This is a genomic window from Stenotrophomonas sp. SMYL8 (assembly GCF_036320065.1).
In the GTDB taxonomy this organism is placed as follows: domain Bacteria; phylum Pseudomonadota; class Gammaproteobacteria; order Xanthomonadales; family Xanthomonadaceae; genus Stenotrophomonas; species Stenotrophomonas maltophilia_A.
Genome location: NZ_JAWIRR010000030.1, coordinates 1 through 14,368, shown reverse-complemented (window position 1 = coordinate 14,368; position 14,368 = coordinate 1). Strand labels below are relative to the sequence as shown.

Annotated in this window: 13 protein-coding genes and 1 rRNA gene; 6 read left to right on the top strand and 8 right to left on the bottom strand. The window is 68.0% G+C overall.

Features of this window, described 5'->3' with window-relative positions; translation table 11 throughout:
• Nucleotides 1-20: 20 nt before the first annotated feature.
• The 3 genes from V3B25_RS18470 to glyQ all read right to left on the bottom strand — a co-directional run bounded on the left by V3B25_RS18470 (nucleotide 21) and on the right by glyQ (nucleotide 3,301).
• On the bottom strand, nucleotides 21-209 hold the full coding sequence (locus V3B25_RS18470) for a hypothetical protein (protein ID WP_329811234.1): 189 nt from the start codon (nucleotides 207-209) through the stop codon (nucleotides 21-23).
• Between the two features lie 33 nt (nucleotides 210-242).
• Complete coding sequence (gene glyS, locus V3B25_RS18465) at nucleotides 243-2,318, bottom strand: glycine--tRNA ligase subunit beta (protein WP_329811232.1); 2,076 nt, start codon at nucleotides 2,316-2,318, stop codon at nucleotides 243-245.
• Between the two features lie 71 nt (nucleotides 2,319-2,389).
• On the bottom strand, nucleotides 2,390-3,301 hold the full coding sequence (gene glyQ / locus V3B25_RS18460) for a glycine--tRNA ligase subunit alpha (RefSeq protein ID WP_006403404.1): 912 nt from the start codon (nucleotides 3,299-3,301) through the stop codon (nucleotides 2,390-2,392).
• An 83-nt stretch (nucleotides 3,302-3,384) separates the two neighbouring features.
• On the opposite strand from glyQ, the gene V3B25_RS18455 reads away from it, so the two are divergent.
• Genes V3B25_RS18455 through V3B25_RS18445 form a run of 3 tightly spaced genes read left to right on the top strand, consistent with a single transcriptional unit; the run spans nucleotide 3,385 to nucleotide 6,900 of the window.
• Nucleotides 3,385-5,220: a GspE/PulE family protein gene (locus tag V3B25_RS18455; protein ID WP_049424290.1), complete on the top strand. Its 1,836-nt coding sequence runs from the start codon at nucleotides 3,385-3,387 to the stop codon at nucleotides 5,218-5,220.
• Nucleotides 5,192-5,938: a glutamine amidotransferase gene (locus V3B25_RS18450; RefSeq protein ID WP_329811229.1), complete on the top strand. Its 747-nt coding sequence runs from the start codon at nucleotides 5,192-5,194 to the stop codon at nucleotides 5,936-5,938. Before V3B25_RS18455 ends, V3B25_RS18450 begins: the two co-directional genes overlap by 29 nt.
• A 50-nt stretch (nucleotides 5,939-5,988) precedes the next feature.
• Complete coding sequence (locus V3B25_RS18445) at nucleotides 5,989-6,900, top strand: BPSS1780 family membrane protein (protein WP_043399673.1); 912 nt, start codon at nucleotides 5,989-5,991, stop codon at nucleotides 6,898-6,900.
• Nucleotides 6,901-6,985: 85 nt separating this feature from the next.
• Here the strand turns inward: V3B25_RS18445 and tatC are convergent, their stop codons facing one another.
• The 4 genes from tatC to V3B25_RS18425 form a co-directional block, all read right to left on the bottom strand.
• Nucleotides 6,986-7,735: a twin-arginine translocase subunit TatC gene (gene tatC / locus V3B25_RS18440; RefSeq protein WP_032128455.1), complete on the bottom strand. Its 750-nt coding sequence runs from the start codon at nucleotides 7,733-7,735 to the stop codon at nucleotides 6,986-6,988.
• Nucleotides 7,732-8,193, bottom strand: a complete 462-nt coding sequence (gene tatB, locus V3B25_RS18435; RefSeq protein ID WP_032128454.1) for a Sec-independent protein translocase protein TatB — start codon at nucleotides 8,191-8,193, stop codon at nucleotides 7,732-7,734. Before tatB ends, tatC begins: the two co-directional genes overlap by 4 nt.
• A 15-nt stretch (nucleotides 8,194-8,208) precedes the next feature.
• A complete protein-coding gene (gene tatA, locus V3B25_RS18430; RefSeq protein WP_032128453.1) occupies nucleotides 8,209-8,436 on the bottom strand; it encodes a Sec-independent protein translocase subunit TatA in 228 nt (75 codons plus the stop codon).
• Between the two features lie 75 nt (nucleotides 8,437-8,511).
• A complete protein-coding gene (locus V3B25_RS18425) occupies nucleotides 8,512-9,405 on the bottom strand; it encodes a YSC84-related protein (protein ID WP_010482416.1) in 894 nt (297 codons plus the stop codon).
• A 165-nt stretch (nucleotides 9,406-9,570) separates the two neighbouring features.
• On the opposite strand from V3B25_RS18425, the gene hemH reads away from it, so the two are divergent.
• The 3 genes from hemH (at nucleotide 9,571) to V3B25_RS18410 (ending at nucleotide 13,780) form a co-directional block, all read left to right on the top strand.
• Nucleotides 9,571-10,533, top strand: a complete 963-nt coding sequence (gene hemH, locus V3B25_RS18420; protein WP_032128451.1) for a ferrochelatase — start codon at nucleotides 9,571-9,573, stop codon at nucleotides 10,531-10,533.
• Entirely contained in the window at nucleotides 10,530-11,384 is an 855-nt protein-coding gene (locus tag V3B25_RS18415) for an alpha/beta hydrolase (RefSeq protein WP_329811223.1), read from the top strand. Before hemH ends, V3B25_RS18415 begins: the two co-directional genes overlap by 4 nt.
• Before the next feature lie 290 nt (nucleotides 11,385-11,674).
• On the top strand, nucleotides 11,675-13,780 hold the full coding sequence (locus V3B25_RS18410) for a methyl-accepting chemotaxis protein (RefSeq protein WP_329811221.1): 2,106 nt from the start codon (nucleotides 11,675-11,677) through the stop codon (nucleotides 13,778-13,780).
• A 470-nt stretch (nucleotides 13,781-14,250) separates the two neighbouring features.
• Here V3B25_RS18410 and rrf read toward each other — a convergent pair.
• Nucleotides 14,251-14,365, bottom strand: a 5S ribosomal RNA gene (gene rrf / locus V3B25_RS18405).
• Nucleotides 14,366-14,368 lie beyond the last annotated feature (3 nt).

Sequence of the window (14,368 nt, the reverse complement as noted above, 5' to 3'; positions counted from 1 at the left end):
ACGATGCGAAATGCATCACGTCATTCGGGATCGGTTGTTAAGTGGCGGTCAAAATACGCGCCTTTGTGGCGATCATCGTGATCGCAGCCGAGGATGCCGGCATCGTGCGCGATGCCGGCAATGACCCCGATGGACATCCGCCAGCGGTGATCCGGTAGTGCCGGCCGCTGGCCGGCAACCCACAGATCGATCCGATGCGCGGTGGCCATGCCGGCCAGCGGCCGGCACTACCGATACGGGCGTCAGCTCGACAGATGCTCGATCGCTGCCACCTTGCCCAGGCGCTCGCCCAGCATCGTCAGCAGCGCCAGGCGGTTGCCACGCAGCGCCGGATCCTCGGCATTGACCATCACGCCATCGAAGAACGCGTCGACCTGCGGGCGCAGGCGTGCCAGGCGCGCCAGCACAGCCACATAGTCCTTGTGCTGCAGGCTGGCGCCGGTGTCGTCGATGGCCGCGGTGACCGCTTCAGCCAGCGCGCGCTCGGCGTCTTCCTGCAGCAGCGCCGGGTCGATCTGGGCCGGGATGTCGCCTTCGGCCTTGCGGAGGATGTTGCGGATGCGCTTGTTGGCCGCAGCCAGCGCCTCGGCTTCCGGCAGCGCGGCGAAGGTGCCGATCGCATCCAGGCGGCGGTCGAAGTCGTACAGCGAGGCCGGCCTCAGCTCGGCGACGGCGTTGAAGTGCGTGGCCGGCACGCCCTTGTCGGCGTAGTAGCCCTTCAGGCGGTCGAGGATGAAGTCGTACAGCTCGCCGACGTCGGCCTGCACGTTGCGCGCGGCCAGGCCGGCGTTGGCGCTGGCCAGCAGCGCACGCAGGTCCAGCTCGAAGCCGCTTTCGATGATGGTGCGGGCCAGGCCCAGCGCGTTGCGGCGCAGGGCGAACGGGTCCTTGTTGCCGGTCGGCTTCAAGCCTGCGGCGAAACCACCGGCCAGCGTGTCGACGCGTTCAGCAATCGCCAGCACCTTGCCCAGTGGCGACAGCGCGATGTCGTCACCGCCGAAGCGCGGCTGGTAGGCCTCGTCGATGGACAGCGCCACATCGGCCGATTCACCACCGGCCACGGCGTAGTGGCGGCCGGCGATGCCCTGCAGTTCCGGGAATTCGTTGACCATGCGCGACTGCAGGTCGTTCTTGGCCAGTTCGGCCGCACGTTTGGCCTGCGCGGCGTCGGCGCCGACCTGGCGGGCGATCACTTCGGCCAGAGCGGCCACGCGCGCCACCTTGTCGGCCACGCTGCCCAGCTTGGCCTGGTAGGTCACCGTTTTCAGGCCGTCGCCCATCGACACCAGGCCCTGCTTCAGGTCCTCGTCGAAGAAGAACTTGGCATCGGCGAAGCGCGGGCGGATCACGCGCTCGTAGCCCTTGGCCACTTCGGCCACGTCCTTCGATTCGATGTTGGCGATGCCGATGAACTTCTCGGTCAGGGTGCCAGCGGCATCCAGCACCGGGAAGAACTTCTGGTTGATCTCCATCGTCTCGATCAGCGCTTCCTGCGGCACCGCCAGGAACGCACGTTCGAAGCTGCACAGCACTGCCGACGGCCATTCGACCAGGTTCACCACCTGTTCCAGGTTGTCGTCGGTGATGCGGGCGCTGCCACCGGCCTTGGCCGCAGCGGCCTCGACCTCGGCGACGATGCGCGCGCGGCGCTCGCTCGGGTCGACCAGCACGAAGGCGGCGCGCAGGGCTTCAACGTAGTCCTGCGGCTGTGCCAGCGACACGGCCTGGTCGTGGTGGAAACGATGGCCGCGGCTGACACGGCCGGCCTGCAGGCCGAACAGCTCGGCCTCGACCACGTTGGCACCGTGCAGCAGCACCAGCCAATGCGCCGGGCGCGCGAAGCCCCAGGCGTGGTCGCCCCAGCGCATCGGCTTGGGAATCGGCATCGCCGCAATCGCCTCGCGCAGGATCTCCGGCAGCAGGCTGGCGGTGCTCGCGCCCGGGGTCACCGCGCGGTGCACGAAGCGCTCGCCCTTGTTGTCGGTGGTCTTTTCCAGCGCGGTCCAGTCGATCCCGGCCTTGGCGGCGAAGCCCTGCAGGGCCTTGGTCGGCTGGCCTTCGGCATCCAGCGCGATGTTCAGGTACGGGCCCAGCACTTCGCTGTGCTGTTCCGGCTGTTCCAGGCCAACGCCCGGCAGCAGCACGGCCAGGCGGCGCGGAGTCGACAGCGGGCGCGCATCGCCCAGTTCCAGCGCGACGCCGCGCTTGCGCAGGCCGTCGACAACGCCATCGAAGAACGCCTGGGCGAGGCCCGGCAGCGCCTTGACCGGCAGCTCCTCGGTGCCCAGTTCGATCAGCAGGGGGGACAGTTGGCTCATCGTTTCAATCCTGTGGTGGGGGCGCAGCGCGCGACGCGTCCGGCGCCCCGGAGTAAGGGGGAGAGCGGCCGTCAGGCCTTCTTCGCGCCCGGGAAGCCCAGCTTCTCGCGCTGCTCGTAGTACGCCTTGGCCACCGCCTGGGCCAGCGCGCGCACGCGCAGGATGTAGCGCTGGCGCTCGGTCACGCTGATCGCGCGGCGCGCATCCAGCAGGTTGAAGGTGTGGCTGGCCTTCATCACCTGCTCGTAGGCCGGCAGCGGCAGGTTCACTTCCACCAGCTTCTGCGCTTCGCGTTCGCAGGCGTCGAAACGGTGGAACATCTCTTCCACGTCGGCGTACTCGAAGTTGTAGGTGCTCTGCTCCACCTCGTTCTGGTGGTAGACGTCGCCGTAGGTCACCGGCTGGCCGTCCGGGCCATAGGTCCAGACCAGGTCGTAGACGTTGTCGCAGTTCTGCAGGTACATGCACAGGCGTTCGAGACCGTAGGTGATCTCGCCCAGCACCGGGCGGCACTCCAGGCCACCAGCCTGCTGGAAGTAGGTGAACTGGGTCACCTCCATGCCGTTGAGCCAGACTTCCCAGCCCAGGCCCCAGGCGCCCAGCGTCGGCGACTCCCAGTTGTCCTCGACGAAGCGCAGGTCGTGCACCAGCGGGTCGATGCCCAGTGCCTTCAGCGAATCCAGGTACAGCTGCTGGATGTTGTCCGGCGCCGGCTTCATCGCCACCTGGTACTGGTAGTAGCGCTGCAGGCGGTTCGGGTTCTCGCCGTAGCGGCCGTCGGTCGGGCGGCGCGAGGGCTGCACGTAGGCCGCGTTCCAGCTCTCCGGACCGATCGCACGCAGGAATGTGGCCGGGTGGAAGGTACCGGCGCCCACCTCCAGGTCGAGCGGCTGGATGAGCACGCAGCCCTGCTGGGCCCAGAACTGGTTCAGGGTCTGGATCAGGCCCTGGAAGGTGATCGGAACGGTCGGGGTCGCGGACATGCGTACGAGTCTTGGCCGGCAAGGGGGTGCGTTAGTATAACGGCCGACCTGCGGGGCATTCCGTACCCGGGAGGAGCAGGCAGATGGAACATCGGCTGCCGGTGGGCACGCCCGGCGAGGCTGGCGGCGTACCGCTGCCGTGGGGACGGCTGCAGTTCGAGCAGATTGCCGCGGCCCTGATCGCCGATGGCCTGGTGGCCGAGCAGGACCGCGAGCGCATGCGCTTTTCCGCGCAGGGCGCACGCAACGCCAGTGAAGTGCACCCGCTGGTGCTGCTGTCCAACCTCAAGCTGGCCGCCAACGGCGGTGGCGAACTGACCCTGGAGCGCCTCACCGAGTGGCTGGCGCAGCGCACCGGCAGCCGCTACCTGCGCATCGACCCGACCCGGGTCGACGTCGCCGCGGTCACCGCGCTGGTCTCCCATGCCTACGCGCGCCGCCACCGTTTCCTGCCGTTGGCGGTGGATGCCGAGCGCGTGCTGGTGGCCACCAGCGAGCCACTGGTGCAGGAATGGCGCCGCGACCTGCAGCACCTGACCCGCCGCCGCATCGAGCTGGCGGTGGTCAACCCGCTGGACCTGCACCGCTACACCATGGAGTTCTACGGGGTGACCCGCTCGGTGCGCGGCGCCCGTGGCGACGTGCGTGGCGAAGCCAATACCACCCTGCCCAGCTTCGAACAGCTGGTGGAGCTGGGCCGCACCGGCGACGTCAATGCCGACGACCAGCACATCGTGCATATCGTGGACTGGCTGCTGCAGTACGCCTACGAGCAGCGCGCCTCGGACATCCACCTGGAGCCGCGCCGCGAAATGGGGCGCATGCGCTTCCGCATCGACGGCGTGCTGCACAAGGTGTTCGAGGTACCGCCGGCGGTGATGACCGCGGTGGTCAGCCGCATCAAGGTGCTCGGCCGCATGGACCTGGCCGAACGCCGGCGCCCGCAGGATGGCCGCATCAAGACCCGTTCGCCGGGCGGCCGCGAGGTCGAGATGCGTCTGTCGACCATGCCCACCGCCTTCGGCGAGAAGTGCGTGATGCGCATCTTCGACCCCGATGCCGCGTTCAAGAGCATCGACCAGCTCGGTTTCAGCCCGCAGGAGGCCGCTGGCTGGAATGCGCTGGTGGAGCGTCCGCACGGCATCGTGCTGGTGACCGGCCCGACCGGCTCGGGCAAGACCACCACCCTGTATTCCACGCTGAAGCGCCTGGCCACGCCGGACGTGAACGTGTGCACGGTGGAGGACCCGATCGAGATGATCGCGCCCGAGTTCAACCAGATGCAGGTGCAGACCAACATCGACCTGGATTTCGCCAGCGGCGTGCGCACGCTGCTGCGGCAGGACCCGGACATCATCATGATCGGCGAGATCCGCGACCTGGAAACCGCGCAGATGGCGGTGCAGGCCTCGCTGACCGGCCATCTGGTGCTGTCCACCCTGCATACCAACGACGCGCCCTCGGCGGTCACCCGCCTGCTCGACCTGGGCGTGCCGCACTACCTGCTGGCCAGCACCCTCAACGGCATCCTTGCCCAGCGCCTGGTGCGCACGCTGTGCCCGCACTGCAAGCAGCCGCACAGCCTCGGCGCCGCCGACTGGGCGGTGCTGGCTGATAGCCATGCCGCATATCCAGATGCCGCCACGCCCTGTCGGCCGGTCGGTTGCCTGGAGTGCCGGCGCACCGGATTCCTCGGCCGCATCGGCCTGTATGAGTTGCTGCCATTGGGCTCGCGGCTGCGCGGGCAGATCCGCGCCGACATGGATCTGGCCGGTTTCAGCCGGGCTGCGCGGGCTGAAGGGCTGCGAACCCTGCGCCAGGCCGGGCTTGAAAAGGTGGCGCAGGGGCTGACTACAATCGAGGAAGTCCTGTCAGTGCTGCCGCCCCCGGATGAACCCAGCCCCGTTCCTGATCCTTGAAACCGGCCGCCCGGTACCGTCGCTGCGCCGCTACGGGCGCTTTCCGCACTGGATCCGCGTCGCCGCCGGGCTGGAAGAGCACGAGACGGTGGTGGTCGATGTCGAACACGGTGGCGCCCTGCCCGACCCACATGCCTTCGCCGGCGTGCTGGTGACCGGCTCGGCCGCCTTCGTCACCGACCACGCCGAGTGGAGCGAGCGCAGCGCCGCATGGCTGCGCCAGACCGCCCACGACAACCTGCCGGTATTCGGCATCTGCTATGGCCACCAGCTGCTGGCGCACGCGCTGGGTGGCGAGGTGGCCTACAACCCGGCCGGGCGCGAGTCCGGCACGATCGAGCTGGAACTGCAGCCGCAGGCCGCGCAGGACCCGCTGTTCCAGGGCCTGCCGCAGCATTTCGCCGCCCACGCCACCCACCTGCAGACGGTGCTGCGCGCGCCGGAAGGTGCCCAAGTGCTGGCACGCTCGCCGCTGGACGGCTGCCACGCCTTCCGCTGGGGCCGCCAGGCGTGGGGCGTGCAGTTCCATCCGGAATTCGCCACCCACCACATGCGCGGCTACGTGCGCGCCCGCGCCGACTGCATCGGCCGCCACGGCGGCTGCGCCCGCAGCATCGAGCGCGCGGTCAGCGCCGCACCACTGGCCCGCCAGCTGTTGCGCCGCTTCGTCCGCCAGGCGCGGCTGTCTTCAGCCCAGCCGGTGGCAAAACAGGGATAATCGGCGGCACGGGCAGCCGCCCGGCCCCCTCCTGTCCTTCCCGGATGTCCATGAAAGAGATTCGCAAGCTGCCGGCCTCGGCGGGCGCCCAGTGGTTGCTGGATACGTTCTCCCTGTACCGGCGTGCGCCGCTGCAGCTGGCCCGGATCGGCCTGACCTGGCTGCTGGTGAGCTGGGTGGTGACCCTGCTGTCGACCTTGATTCCCGGCGCCGCCGGCATGGCAGTACAGCTCATGACCCTGGCCATTTCGCCGATCATGTTCGGCGGCATGCTGTATGCCGTGGGCGAGATCGACGAAGGCCGCCCGGGCCTGGCCTCGCACCTGCTGCAGCCGATCCGCGACCACCGCGTCAGCCACCTGCTGGTGCCGCTGGCGATCCAGGTGCTGGCGGTGCTGCTGCTGGGCGCACTGTTGTTCATGATGATCGGCCGCGAGGGCTTCACCGCCTTCAGCGAGGTCATGACCAAGATGGAAGAAATCAGCCGCAGCGGCCAGCAGATCAAGCCGGACGACGCGGCCGCGCTGGTCGCCAACCTGCCGGCCAAGCGCATCGCGCTGTGGATGCTGCTGGTGTTCCTGAGCGCGGTGGCGCTGTCGCTGGCGATGTTCACCCAGCCGGCGCTGGTGGTGTTCGACAAGCAGAGCGGCATGCACGCGCTGCGCCTGAGCCTGCAGGGCTGCATCGAGAACATCGGCGCGATGTTCGTGTTCGCCGCGCTCGGCCTGATCGCCGCGTTCTGCATGTACATCCTGTTCGTGATCGTGATCCAGATCGCGATGCTGATCGGTGGCCCGCTGGCTGCGGCCTTCATCGCCCAGCTGGTGCTGACCACGGTGCTGATGCCGCTGTATGTCGGCGCGGTCTACGCCGCGTGGAAGCAGATGTTCGTGCATCGCGGCAGCCGCGCGGCCCCACCGATCCCGACCACGCCGACCTCAAGCGACGTGTTCCACGCATGACGGAAAAGGGGACGGAGGGGATTAAGTCGTTTATGCCCAGTGTGTGCAGCTAACGACTTAATCCCCTCCGTCCCCTTTTTTTCTTTCAGGCGGCGGGTTTCTTCACTACCGACGACGGCACCAGCCAGCGTGCGGCGTGGATGCCCAGCTCGTAGAGCAGGCACATCGGAATCGCCAACATCAGCTGCGAGACCACGTCCGGCGGGGTCAGCACTGCGGCCACCACGAAGATGCCGACGATTGCGTAGCCACGGCCTTCCTTGAACTGCTGCGGCGTCACCCAGCCCAGCAGCACCAGGATCACCATTGCCACCGGCAGTTCGAAGCTGCCGCCGAAGGCAAAGAAGATCGCCAGCACGAAATCCAGGTAGGCGTTCGCATCCGGGGTGATCGCGATCACGTCCGGGCTGAAGGTGGTCAGGAAGTGGAACACCGCCGGCAGCACCAGGAAGTAGGCAAAGGCGCAGCCGGCGTAGAACAGCAGCACCGACGACACCAGCAACGGCACCGCCAGGCGCTTCTCGCGCGCATACAGGCCCGGGGCGACGAACGCCCACAGCTGGTACAGCAGCCACGGCACCGCCACGAACAGGGCCACGAAGAAAGTCAGCTTCAGCGGGGCGAAGAACGCACCGGCCGGGTTGGTGGCGATCATCGTCTGCCCGTTCGGCAGCTGCGAGACCAGCGGTTCGGCCAGCGCGTTGTACAGCTTCTGGGTAAACGGCAGCAGCGCCAGCAGCACCACGCCCAGGCCCAGCAATGCGCGCACCAGGCGGCCGCGCAGTTCCACCAGATGTTCGACCAGCGAGCTTTCGCCGAAATCCTGTTCACTCATGGCTGGCGCTCCGGGCTGCTCTGCGGCGGCGGCGCACCGGCTTCAGGGGGTGTCGCCGGCGTCGGCTCGGGAGCAACGCTCTCCTGTGCCGGCGCATCGGCGTCGGGCACGGCGCTCATGTGCGGCGGAAGATCTGCGGGCGCCGGCGCGCGCACCTCCTGCGCCAGCGTATCGCCCTGCTGCTGGGCCTCCTGCGCTTCGCGACGGATCGCTTCACCGCTGGCGCGCAGCTGGTTCTCGGTGTCCTGCATGCCCTGGCGCACGTCCTGCATCTGCCGCTTGATGTCCTCGGCCTGCAGTTCGCGCTCCAGTTCCTGTTTCACCGAATCCCACTGATTACGGGCACGTCGCACCCACAGGCCGGCGAAGCGGGCCGCCTTGGGCAGGCGCTCGGGACCGAGCACCACCAGGGCGACCACCGCAATCACCAGCAGCTCGCTGAAGCCGATATCAAACACCGCGACCGCTCCGGATCAGCGAGCGTTACGGTCGTGCTCGTCCTGCGCGGCGCGCGAGGCGTCCTGGCTGCGCGATTCATCGCCCAGCTGCGCGTTCGGCTTGTCCTCGTCGCGCATGCCCTTCTTGAATTCCTTGACCGCCGAACCGAGATCCTTGGCGCCACTGGTCAGGCGCTTGGTGCCGAACACCAGCAGGACGATGGCCAGCACGACCAACCAATGCCAGATGCTGAAACTGCCCATAAAGACGCTCGTTACGTTAGTGATCAGGCTGTCGAGCATAGCGCACCGGGTGTCAGCCGGCGCGCGTGACGAAAGTCAGTTTCCGCCCAGCGTTTCCGTGCGGATTTCGCCGTCGTTGACCGGCTGGAAGCCCTGCTGCTGCGGCGGCGGGTTCTGCGGCACGTTCTGCAGCGGTGCGGTAGTGGCTTCGGCCGGGGCGGCCGGCGCTGCCTGAACAGGCGCCGGAGCAACCGCCGGGGCCGCTGCCGGGCGCGGCGCGCTACCGCCGTTGCCGCTGCGGTTGTTACGCGCGGCGTAGGTGGCCTCTTCCAGGCGGTCGCGGAACGCGACCACATCCATCGACGGCGAACCGGCCGCGCGGCCTTCGAAGATCATGCGCGGCGTGGTGTTGCTGCCGTAGGCGTCCAGATTGGCGGCATCGTCGATCTGCAGCACCGCACCATCCAGGGCGACACCGGCGAACAGGCCGCGGGCGCGCGACCAGGACCAGATTTCGGCCTTCAGCTGACCGTCGGTGGCGGCGGCGGCATTGCGGCCGACCGGGCCGGCGGCGACACCCGCATCGGCGCCCAGCGTGAACTTGCCGTTGACCAGGTTGTCCAGGCTACGGTCGTTGCGGAACACCAACACCACATCGGAAGACTGCACGCCGGCCTGGAAGCCGATGCTGCCGCCGGTGAGCTTCACGAACACCGGGTTGGACCAGGCACCGTTGGGCATGCGCACGGACATCAGGCCGTGGCCACGACGACCGCCAATGACCAGACCGGCCTTGATCGTGTCGGGAATGACGATGACCGCGCGGCCTTCGTCGAGCAATTTGTCCGGAATGCCCTGTTCAGGGATTTCCTGGATTTCAGCCAGCACGCGCACGGCATTGCGGGCACGCTGGTCTTCCTGCGGTCCGGCCATGGCCTGGCTGGACAGCAGGCTGGCGGCGATCAGCAGGGCTTGGATCGGGCGACGCATGGCAGGCTCCAGAAGTCAGTCCATAGGAAGATATAGCAAGTGACTGAAATTAGTAGTGTTGTCATGAATCCCCAATGAGCGTTCCCTGCTCACATTGATGCGCGCTATGCCTGCAATCCGAACCCTGCATCCCGGCGCGGCACCGGATCGGCGACAATACCGCTCATGCTCGACGCACCCGATACCGCCGTGCTGGCGGTCAACCTAGGCACGCCCGAGACGCCGACGGCCCCCGCCGTACGCCGTTACCTGGCTGAATTCCTGTCCGACCCCCGCGTGGTCTCGATCCCGGCACTGCTGTGGCAGCCGTTGCTGCGCGGACTGATCCTGCCGCTGCGCAGCAGCCGTTCAGCGGCCAAGTACGCCCAGGTCTGGCTGCCGGAGGGCTCTCCGCTGATGGTGCATACGCGCCAGCTGGCGCAGGCCATGCAAGCGCTGTTGCCGACCCTGACGGTGCGCCATGCAATGCGCTATGGCGAACCGGCGCTGGCCAGCGAACTCGACCGGCTGGCGGCCGACGGTGCGCGCCGCATCGTGGTGCTGCCGCTGTACCCGCAGTACTCCACCACCACCACCGCCTCGGTCGAAGACCGCGTCGATGCCTGGCAGCGCCGCAATCCGGGCGTGACCGTGAGCCTGGTACGCGACTATTCGGTCGATCCGGGCTGGGTCGACGCCGTTGCCGGCTCGATCCGCCGCTACTGGGAACAGCACGGTCGTGGCCAGAAACTGATGTTCTCCTTCCACGGCATTCCGCAGCGCCTGGCCGATGCCGGCGATCCGTATCCGCAGCGCTGCGAGGCCAGTGCGCAGGCCATCGCCAAGGCACTGGAGCTGGGCAGGGACGACTGGCAGATGGGCTATCAGTCGCGCTTCGGCCGCGAGCGCTGGCTGCAGCCGTATGCCGAGCCCAGCCTGTGGGCGCTGGCCGAATCCGGCGTGAAGCAGATCGACGTGGTGTGCCCGGGCTTCGCCACCGACTGTCTGGAGACGCTGGAAGAAGTGGCACTGGGCTTCACCGAAACACTGGCCGAGCGCGGCGCGACGATGCGCTACATCCCCTGCCTCAACGCCGAACCGGAGCACGCGCGTGCGCTGGCACGGCTGGCCGTGGCGTCACTGGCATGAGCCTGCAGCCGTTTGAACTCGAGGTCGGTGGCGCGCGCGTCGCCGGCCTGCGCAACAGCAGCGAGGGCCCGCGCGTGCTGGCCCTGCATGGCTGGCTCGACAACGCGGCCAGCTTCGTGCCGCTGGCGCCGCACCTGTCGTCGTTGCAGCTGGTGGCCATCGACCTGCCCGGCCACGGCCACAGCGCGCATCTGCCGGCCGGTGCCAGCTACACCACGGCCGCCGCCATCTGTCACGTACTCGACGTCGCCGACGCGCTGGGCTGGGACCGTTTCAGCCTGCTTGGCCATTCGATGGGCGCCGGCATCGCCAGCCTCACCGCCTCGGTCAGCGACCGTGTCGAACGGCTGGTGGCGATCGAAGCACTCGGCGGCCTGCGTGGTCCTGAGGAAGAAACCGCCAACCGCCTGCGCGAGCATGTGAATGCCACACGCGCACTGGCACGCAAGCAGCTGCGCGTGTTCCCCGACCTCGCCGCGCCGATCCGCGCGCGGATGATGACCAACCAGCTCAGCGAGCGCTGTGCACGGCTGCTGGTCGAGCGCGGCGTGGAACCGGTCGAAGGTGGTTACCGCTGGTGCAGCGACCCGCGCCTGATGCTGCCCACTGCGATCCGCCTCAGCGAAGGCCAGATCGACAACCTGCTGCAGGCCATCGCCTGCCCGACGCAGGTGATCTACGCCACACCGGCGCAGTCGTACTATCCCGAGCCGATGCGCAGCGATCGCCTGCAGCACCTGCGCGATGGCCGTCTGGCGGTGTTTGCCGGCAACCATCACCTGCACATGGAAGACCCGGAACAGATCGCAGGCGTGATCCTGCACTTCTTCAGCAACGACAACGCCGGCTGAGCGCAGGCGCCCGCGCGCTTCACTCCGCGCGTTTGCGGCCGATACATCAGTTGCGGGCCCCTGCGCCCGCAGCACGCAGGTCCGGTCGGGCCTGCGGCGTGTGTCTGGTCCTGCAAGGAAGTCCGCATGCCCGCTCTGCTGCACCGTCACCCACAGGATGTGGCCACGGTGTCCCGTCTCCGCGTCGCTGATCGCGCCGCATTCCCCGAATTCCCGGCTCGCGCCCTGCACACGCACTCCTGCGTGTGCCGCGGCGTGGCTGTTGTCGTTTGCTGATCCAGGAGTCGCCGATGTCCGTTGCATCCTCCCGTCCCCCCGATACCGCCCGCATGCCGCATCTGCAGCAGCTCGCGCACCGCGCTGACCGTCGACTGCTGATCGGCAGCGCGGCGTTGGCTGTGGCTGGCCTGGTGCTGGCCCTGCGTGGGCCCCACGTACCGGGCGCTGCGTTGGCCGCGGCCGCCGTACTGCCCGCCCTCTGGCTGGCCGGTCCACAGGCGGGCCGGGCCGTCGCCCGCAATGGCCTGGCATTGCTGTTGTCGCTGCAGCTGGCCTTGTTGTGCGAGATCGTCAGCCTGTCACCGGCATTGCCGATTGCGCTGTTGCTGGGCGTGCTGCTCAGCCACCGCGATCGCCTGCCGGTATGGCTGGCCGGTGGTGTTGGCACCCTCGCCCTGCTGGTACCGCTGCTGCACGGCGCAGCCGTGGGACCGACGTTGCTGCAGGCGGGCCTGTTCGCCAGCCTGACCGTGTTCCTCGGCCAGGTCGCGCTGTGCCTGCGGCAGCAGACCGAGGCACTTGGCCACGGCCCACGCCGCCTGGCGGCACTGGCGCGCGATATCGCGACGGGCACCGATCTGAGCGCACATGCAGATACCGCGGCCTATGCACCCGGTTCGCTGGCCCGTGCGCTGGCCGATACCGCCCGCCACGTGCAGGCGCAGCGTGGGCGCGAGGCTGAAGCGCATGCCGAGAATGCGCAGATCCGCCAGGCGCTCGATGCCTCGCGCACCGCGATGATGATTGCCGACAACGACCACGTGATCCGTTACGTGAACCGCTCGGTGGTGGCCCTGCTGCGCAACCAGCAGGCAACACTGCGCCAGGCCTTCCCCGACTTCGATGCCGAGCGCCTGGTCGGCAGCAGCATCCACCGCTTCCACGCCAACCCGGATCGCATCCGCGCGATCCTCAACGGCCTGCAGGTCACGCACAACGGCAAGGTCCAGATCGGCCCGGTGCACTTCGCGCAGGTGGTCACCCCGGTGTTCGATGCGCAGGGCGCGCGCCTGGGCTTCGCCGTGGAATGGCATGACCGCACCCATGAACTCGCGCTGGAAAACGCCGTGGCCGGCATCGTCGCAGCGGCAGCGGCCGGTGATCTCGACCAGCGCCTGCAGGCCACTGAAGGTGCCAGTTTCCTCGATGGGCTGACCGGTGGCATCAACCAGCTGCTCGATACGCTCGGCAGCACCGTCAACGAAGTGCGGCAGATGCTCTCGGCACTGGCCAATGGCGATCTGGACCGGCGCATGCACGGCGAGTATCACGGCGCTTTCGCTGCCATCCAGCGCGATGCGAATGCCACGGCCGGTCAGTTGGCACGCATGGTCGGTCGCATCCAGGAATGTGCGGCGTCGATCAGTACCGCCGCCAGCGAGATTGCCGCCGGCAACGGCGCGTTGTCCGAGCGCAGCGAGCGCCAGGCCGCGCACCTGCAGGAGACCGCAGCATCGATGGAGGAACTCACCGCCACCGTGCGCCAGAACGCCGCCCATGCGCGTGAGGCCAGTGCGTTGGCAGCTTCCACGCAGAGCGCTGCCAGTGACGGCAACACAGCCATGCAGCGCGTGGTGAATACCATGCAGGCCATCGAAGGTGCCTCGAAGCGGATCGGCGACATCACCGGCGTCATAGACGGCATTGCCTTCCAGACCAATATCCTGGCCTTGAACGCAGCCGTGGAGGCGGCACGCGCCGGCGAACAGGGCCGAGGCTTCGCGGTCGTGGCCAGCGAGGTGCGGGTACTGGCGCAGCGCTCTGCGGCGGCGGCCCAGGAGATCAAGAAGCTGATCGACGAAGCCGGCCGCCAGGTGGGTGAGGGTGCCCAGCTGGTAGCTGACGCCGGCCAACGCATGCAGGGCATTGTTGGCGGCGTGGAGGATGTCAGCCACCTGATGCGCGAGATTTCCGCGGCGTCGCAGGAGCAGTCGATCGGCATTGAGAAGATCAACCAGACCGTAGTGCAGATGGATCAGGCCACACAGCAGAATGCCGCGCTGGTGGAGGAAGCCACCGCCGCCGCACGCGAGCTGCAGAGCCAGGCCGGCACACTGACCGAAGCGGTTTCGGTGTTCCGCCAGCAGGAACCGAACGAGGTCTCGCAGGCCGCCTGATCCGGGCCTTCAGTTCGATCCTGATCAGACGGCGCCCGCAGGGCGCCGTCTTTTTGTTGCGTAGGCCTTGCTGCCAGTAGCTGCCAACCTTGGTTGGCGCCGTGGTTCCTCACGAAGGGCATCCACGCATGGCGTGGATCTACTGGTAGTGCCGGCCGCTGGCCGGCAATCACAGCCACGCGCACTGTCTGGGCGCTTCCTGGATCGGGCGCGGGGGAGGCGGGGTTGGCACCGATCTTTGCAGGGACAGCCCATCCACGCACGGCGTGGATCTACTGTGGGTCCGCATGCCCTCGGTAGACGCCAACCTTGGTTGGCGCTGTGGCTACCCGGGGAGAATATCCGCGTATGGCCTGGATCTAACGGGCGATGTAACGCCATCGGGTTGCCGGCCAGCGGCCGGCACTACCCGCATTTCGCGCGCACAAAGAAAAACCCCGCTGCGCGAGCAGCGGGGTTTTGGGTGTAAACCCTGGCGATGACCTACTCTCGCATGGCTTGAGCCACACTACCATCGGCGCAGCTGCGTTTCACTTCCGAGTTCGGGATGGGATCGGGTGGTTCCACAGCGCTAATTTCACCAGGGAG

Excerpts from the sequence above, each read along its gene's own strand:
- hemH (WP_032128451.1), top strand. The coding sequence starts at position 9,571 with ATGCTCGACGCACCCGATACCGCCGTGCTGGCGGTCAACCTAGGCACG.
- V3B25_RS18415 (WP_329811223.1), top strand. The coding sequence starts at position 10,530 with ATGAGCCTGCAGCCGTTTGAACTCGAGGTCGGTGGCGCGCGCGTCGCC.
- V3B25_RS18455 (WP_049424290.1), top strand. The coding sequence starts at position 3,385 with ATGGAACATCGGCTGCCGGTGGGCACGCCCGGCGAGGCTGGCGGCGTA.
- glyQ (WP_006403404.1), bottom strand. The coding sequence starts at position 3,301 with ATGTCCGCGACCCCGACCGTTCCGATCACCTTCCAGGGCCTGATCCAG.
- V3B25_RS18410 (WP_329811221.1), top strand. The coding sequence starts at position 11,675 with ATGTCCGTTGCATCCTCCCGTCCCCCCGATACCGCCCGCATGCCGCAT.
- V3B25_RS18445 (WP_043399673.1), top strand. The coding sequence starts at position 5,989 with ATGAAAGAGATTCGCAAGCTGCCGGCCTCGGCGGGCGCCCAGTGGTTG.
- V3B25_RS18425 (WP_010482416.1), bottom strand. The coding sequence starts at position 9,405 with ATGCGTCGCCCGATCCAAGCCCTGCTGATCGCCGCCAGCCTGCTGTCC.
- tatA (WP_032128453.1), bottom strand. The coding sequence starts at position 8,436 with ATGGGCAGTTTCAGCATCTGGCATTGGTTGGTCGTGCTGGCCATCGTC.
- V3B25_RS18470 (WP_329811234.1), bottom strand. The coding sequence starts at position 209 with ATGGCCACCGCGCATCGGATCGATCTGTGGGTTGCCGGCCAGCGGCCG.
- tatC (WP_032128455.1), bottom strand. The coding sequence starts at position 7,735 with ATGAGTGAACAGGATTTCGGCGAAAGCTCGCTGGTCGAACATCTGGTG.
- V3B25_RS18450 (WP_329811229.1), top strand. The coding sequence starts at position 5,192 with ATGAACCCAGCCCCGTTCCTGATCCTTGAAACCGGCCGCCCGGTACCG.
- glyS (WP_329811232.1), bottom strand. The coding sequence starts at position 2,318 with ATGAGCCAACTGTCCCCCCTGCTGATCGAACTGGGCACCGAGGAGCTG.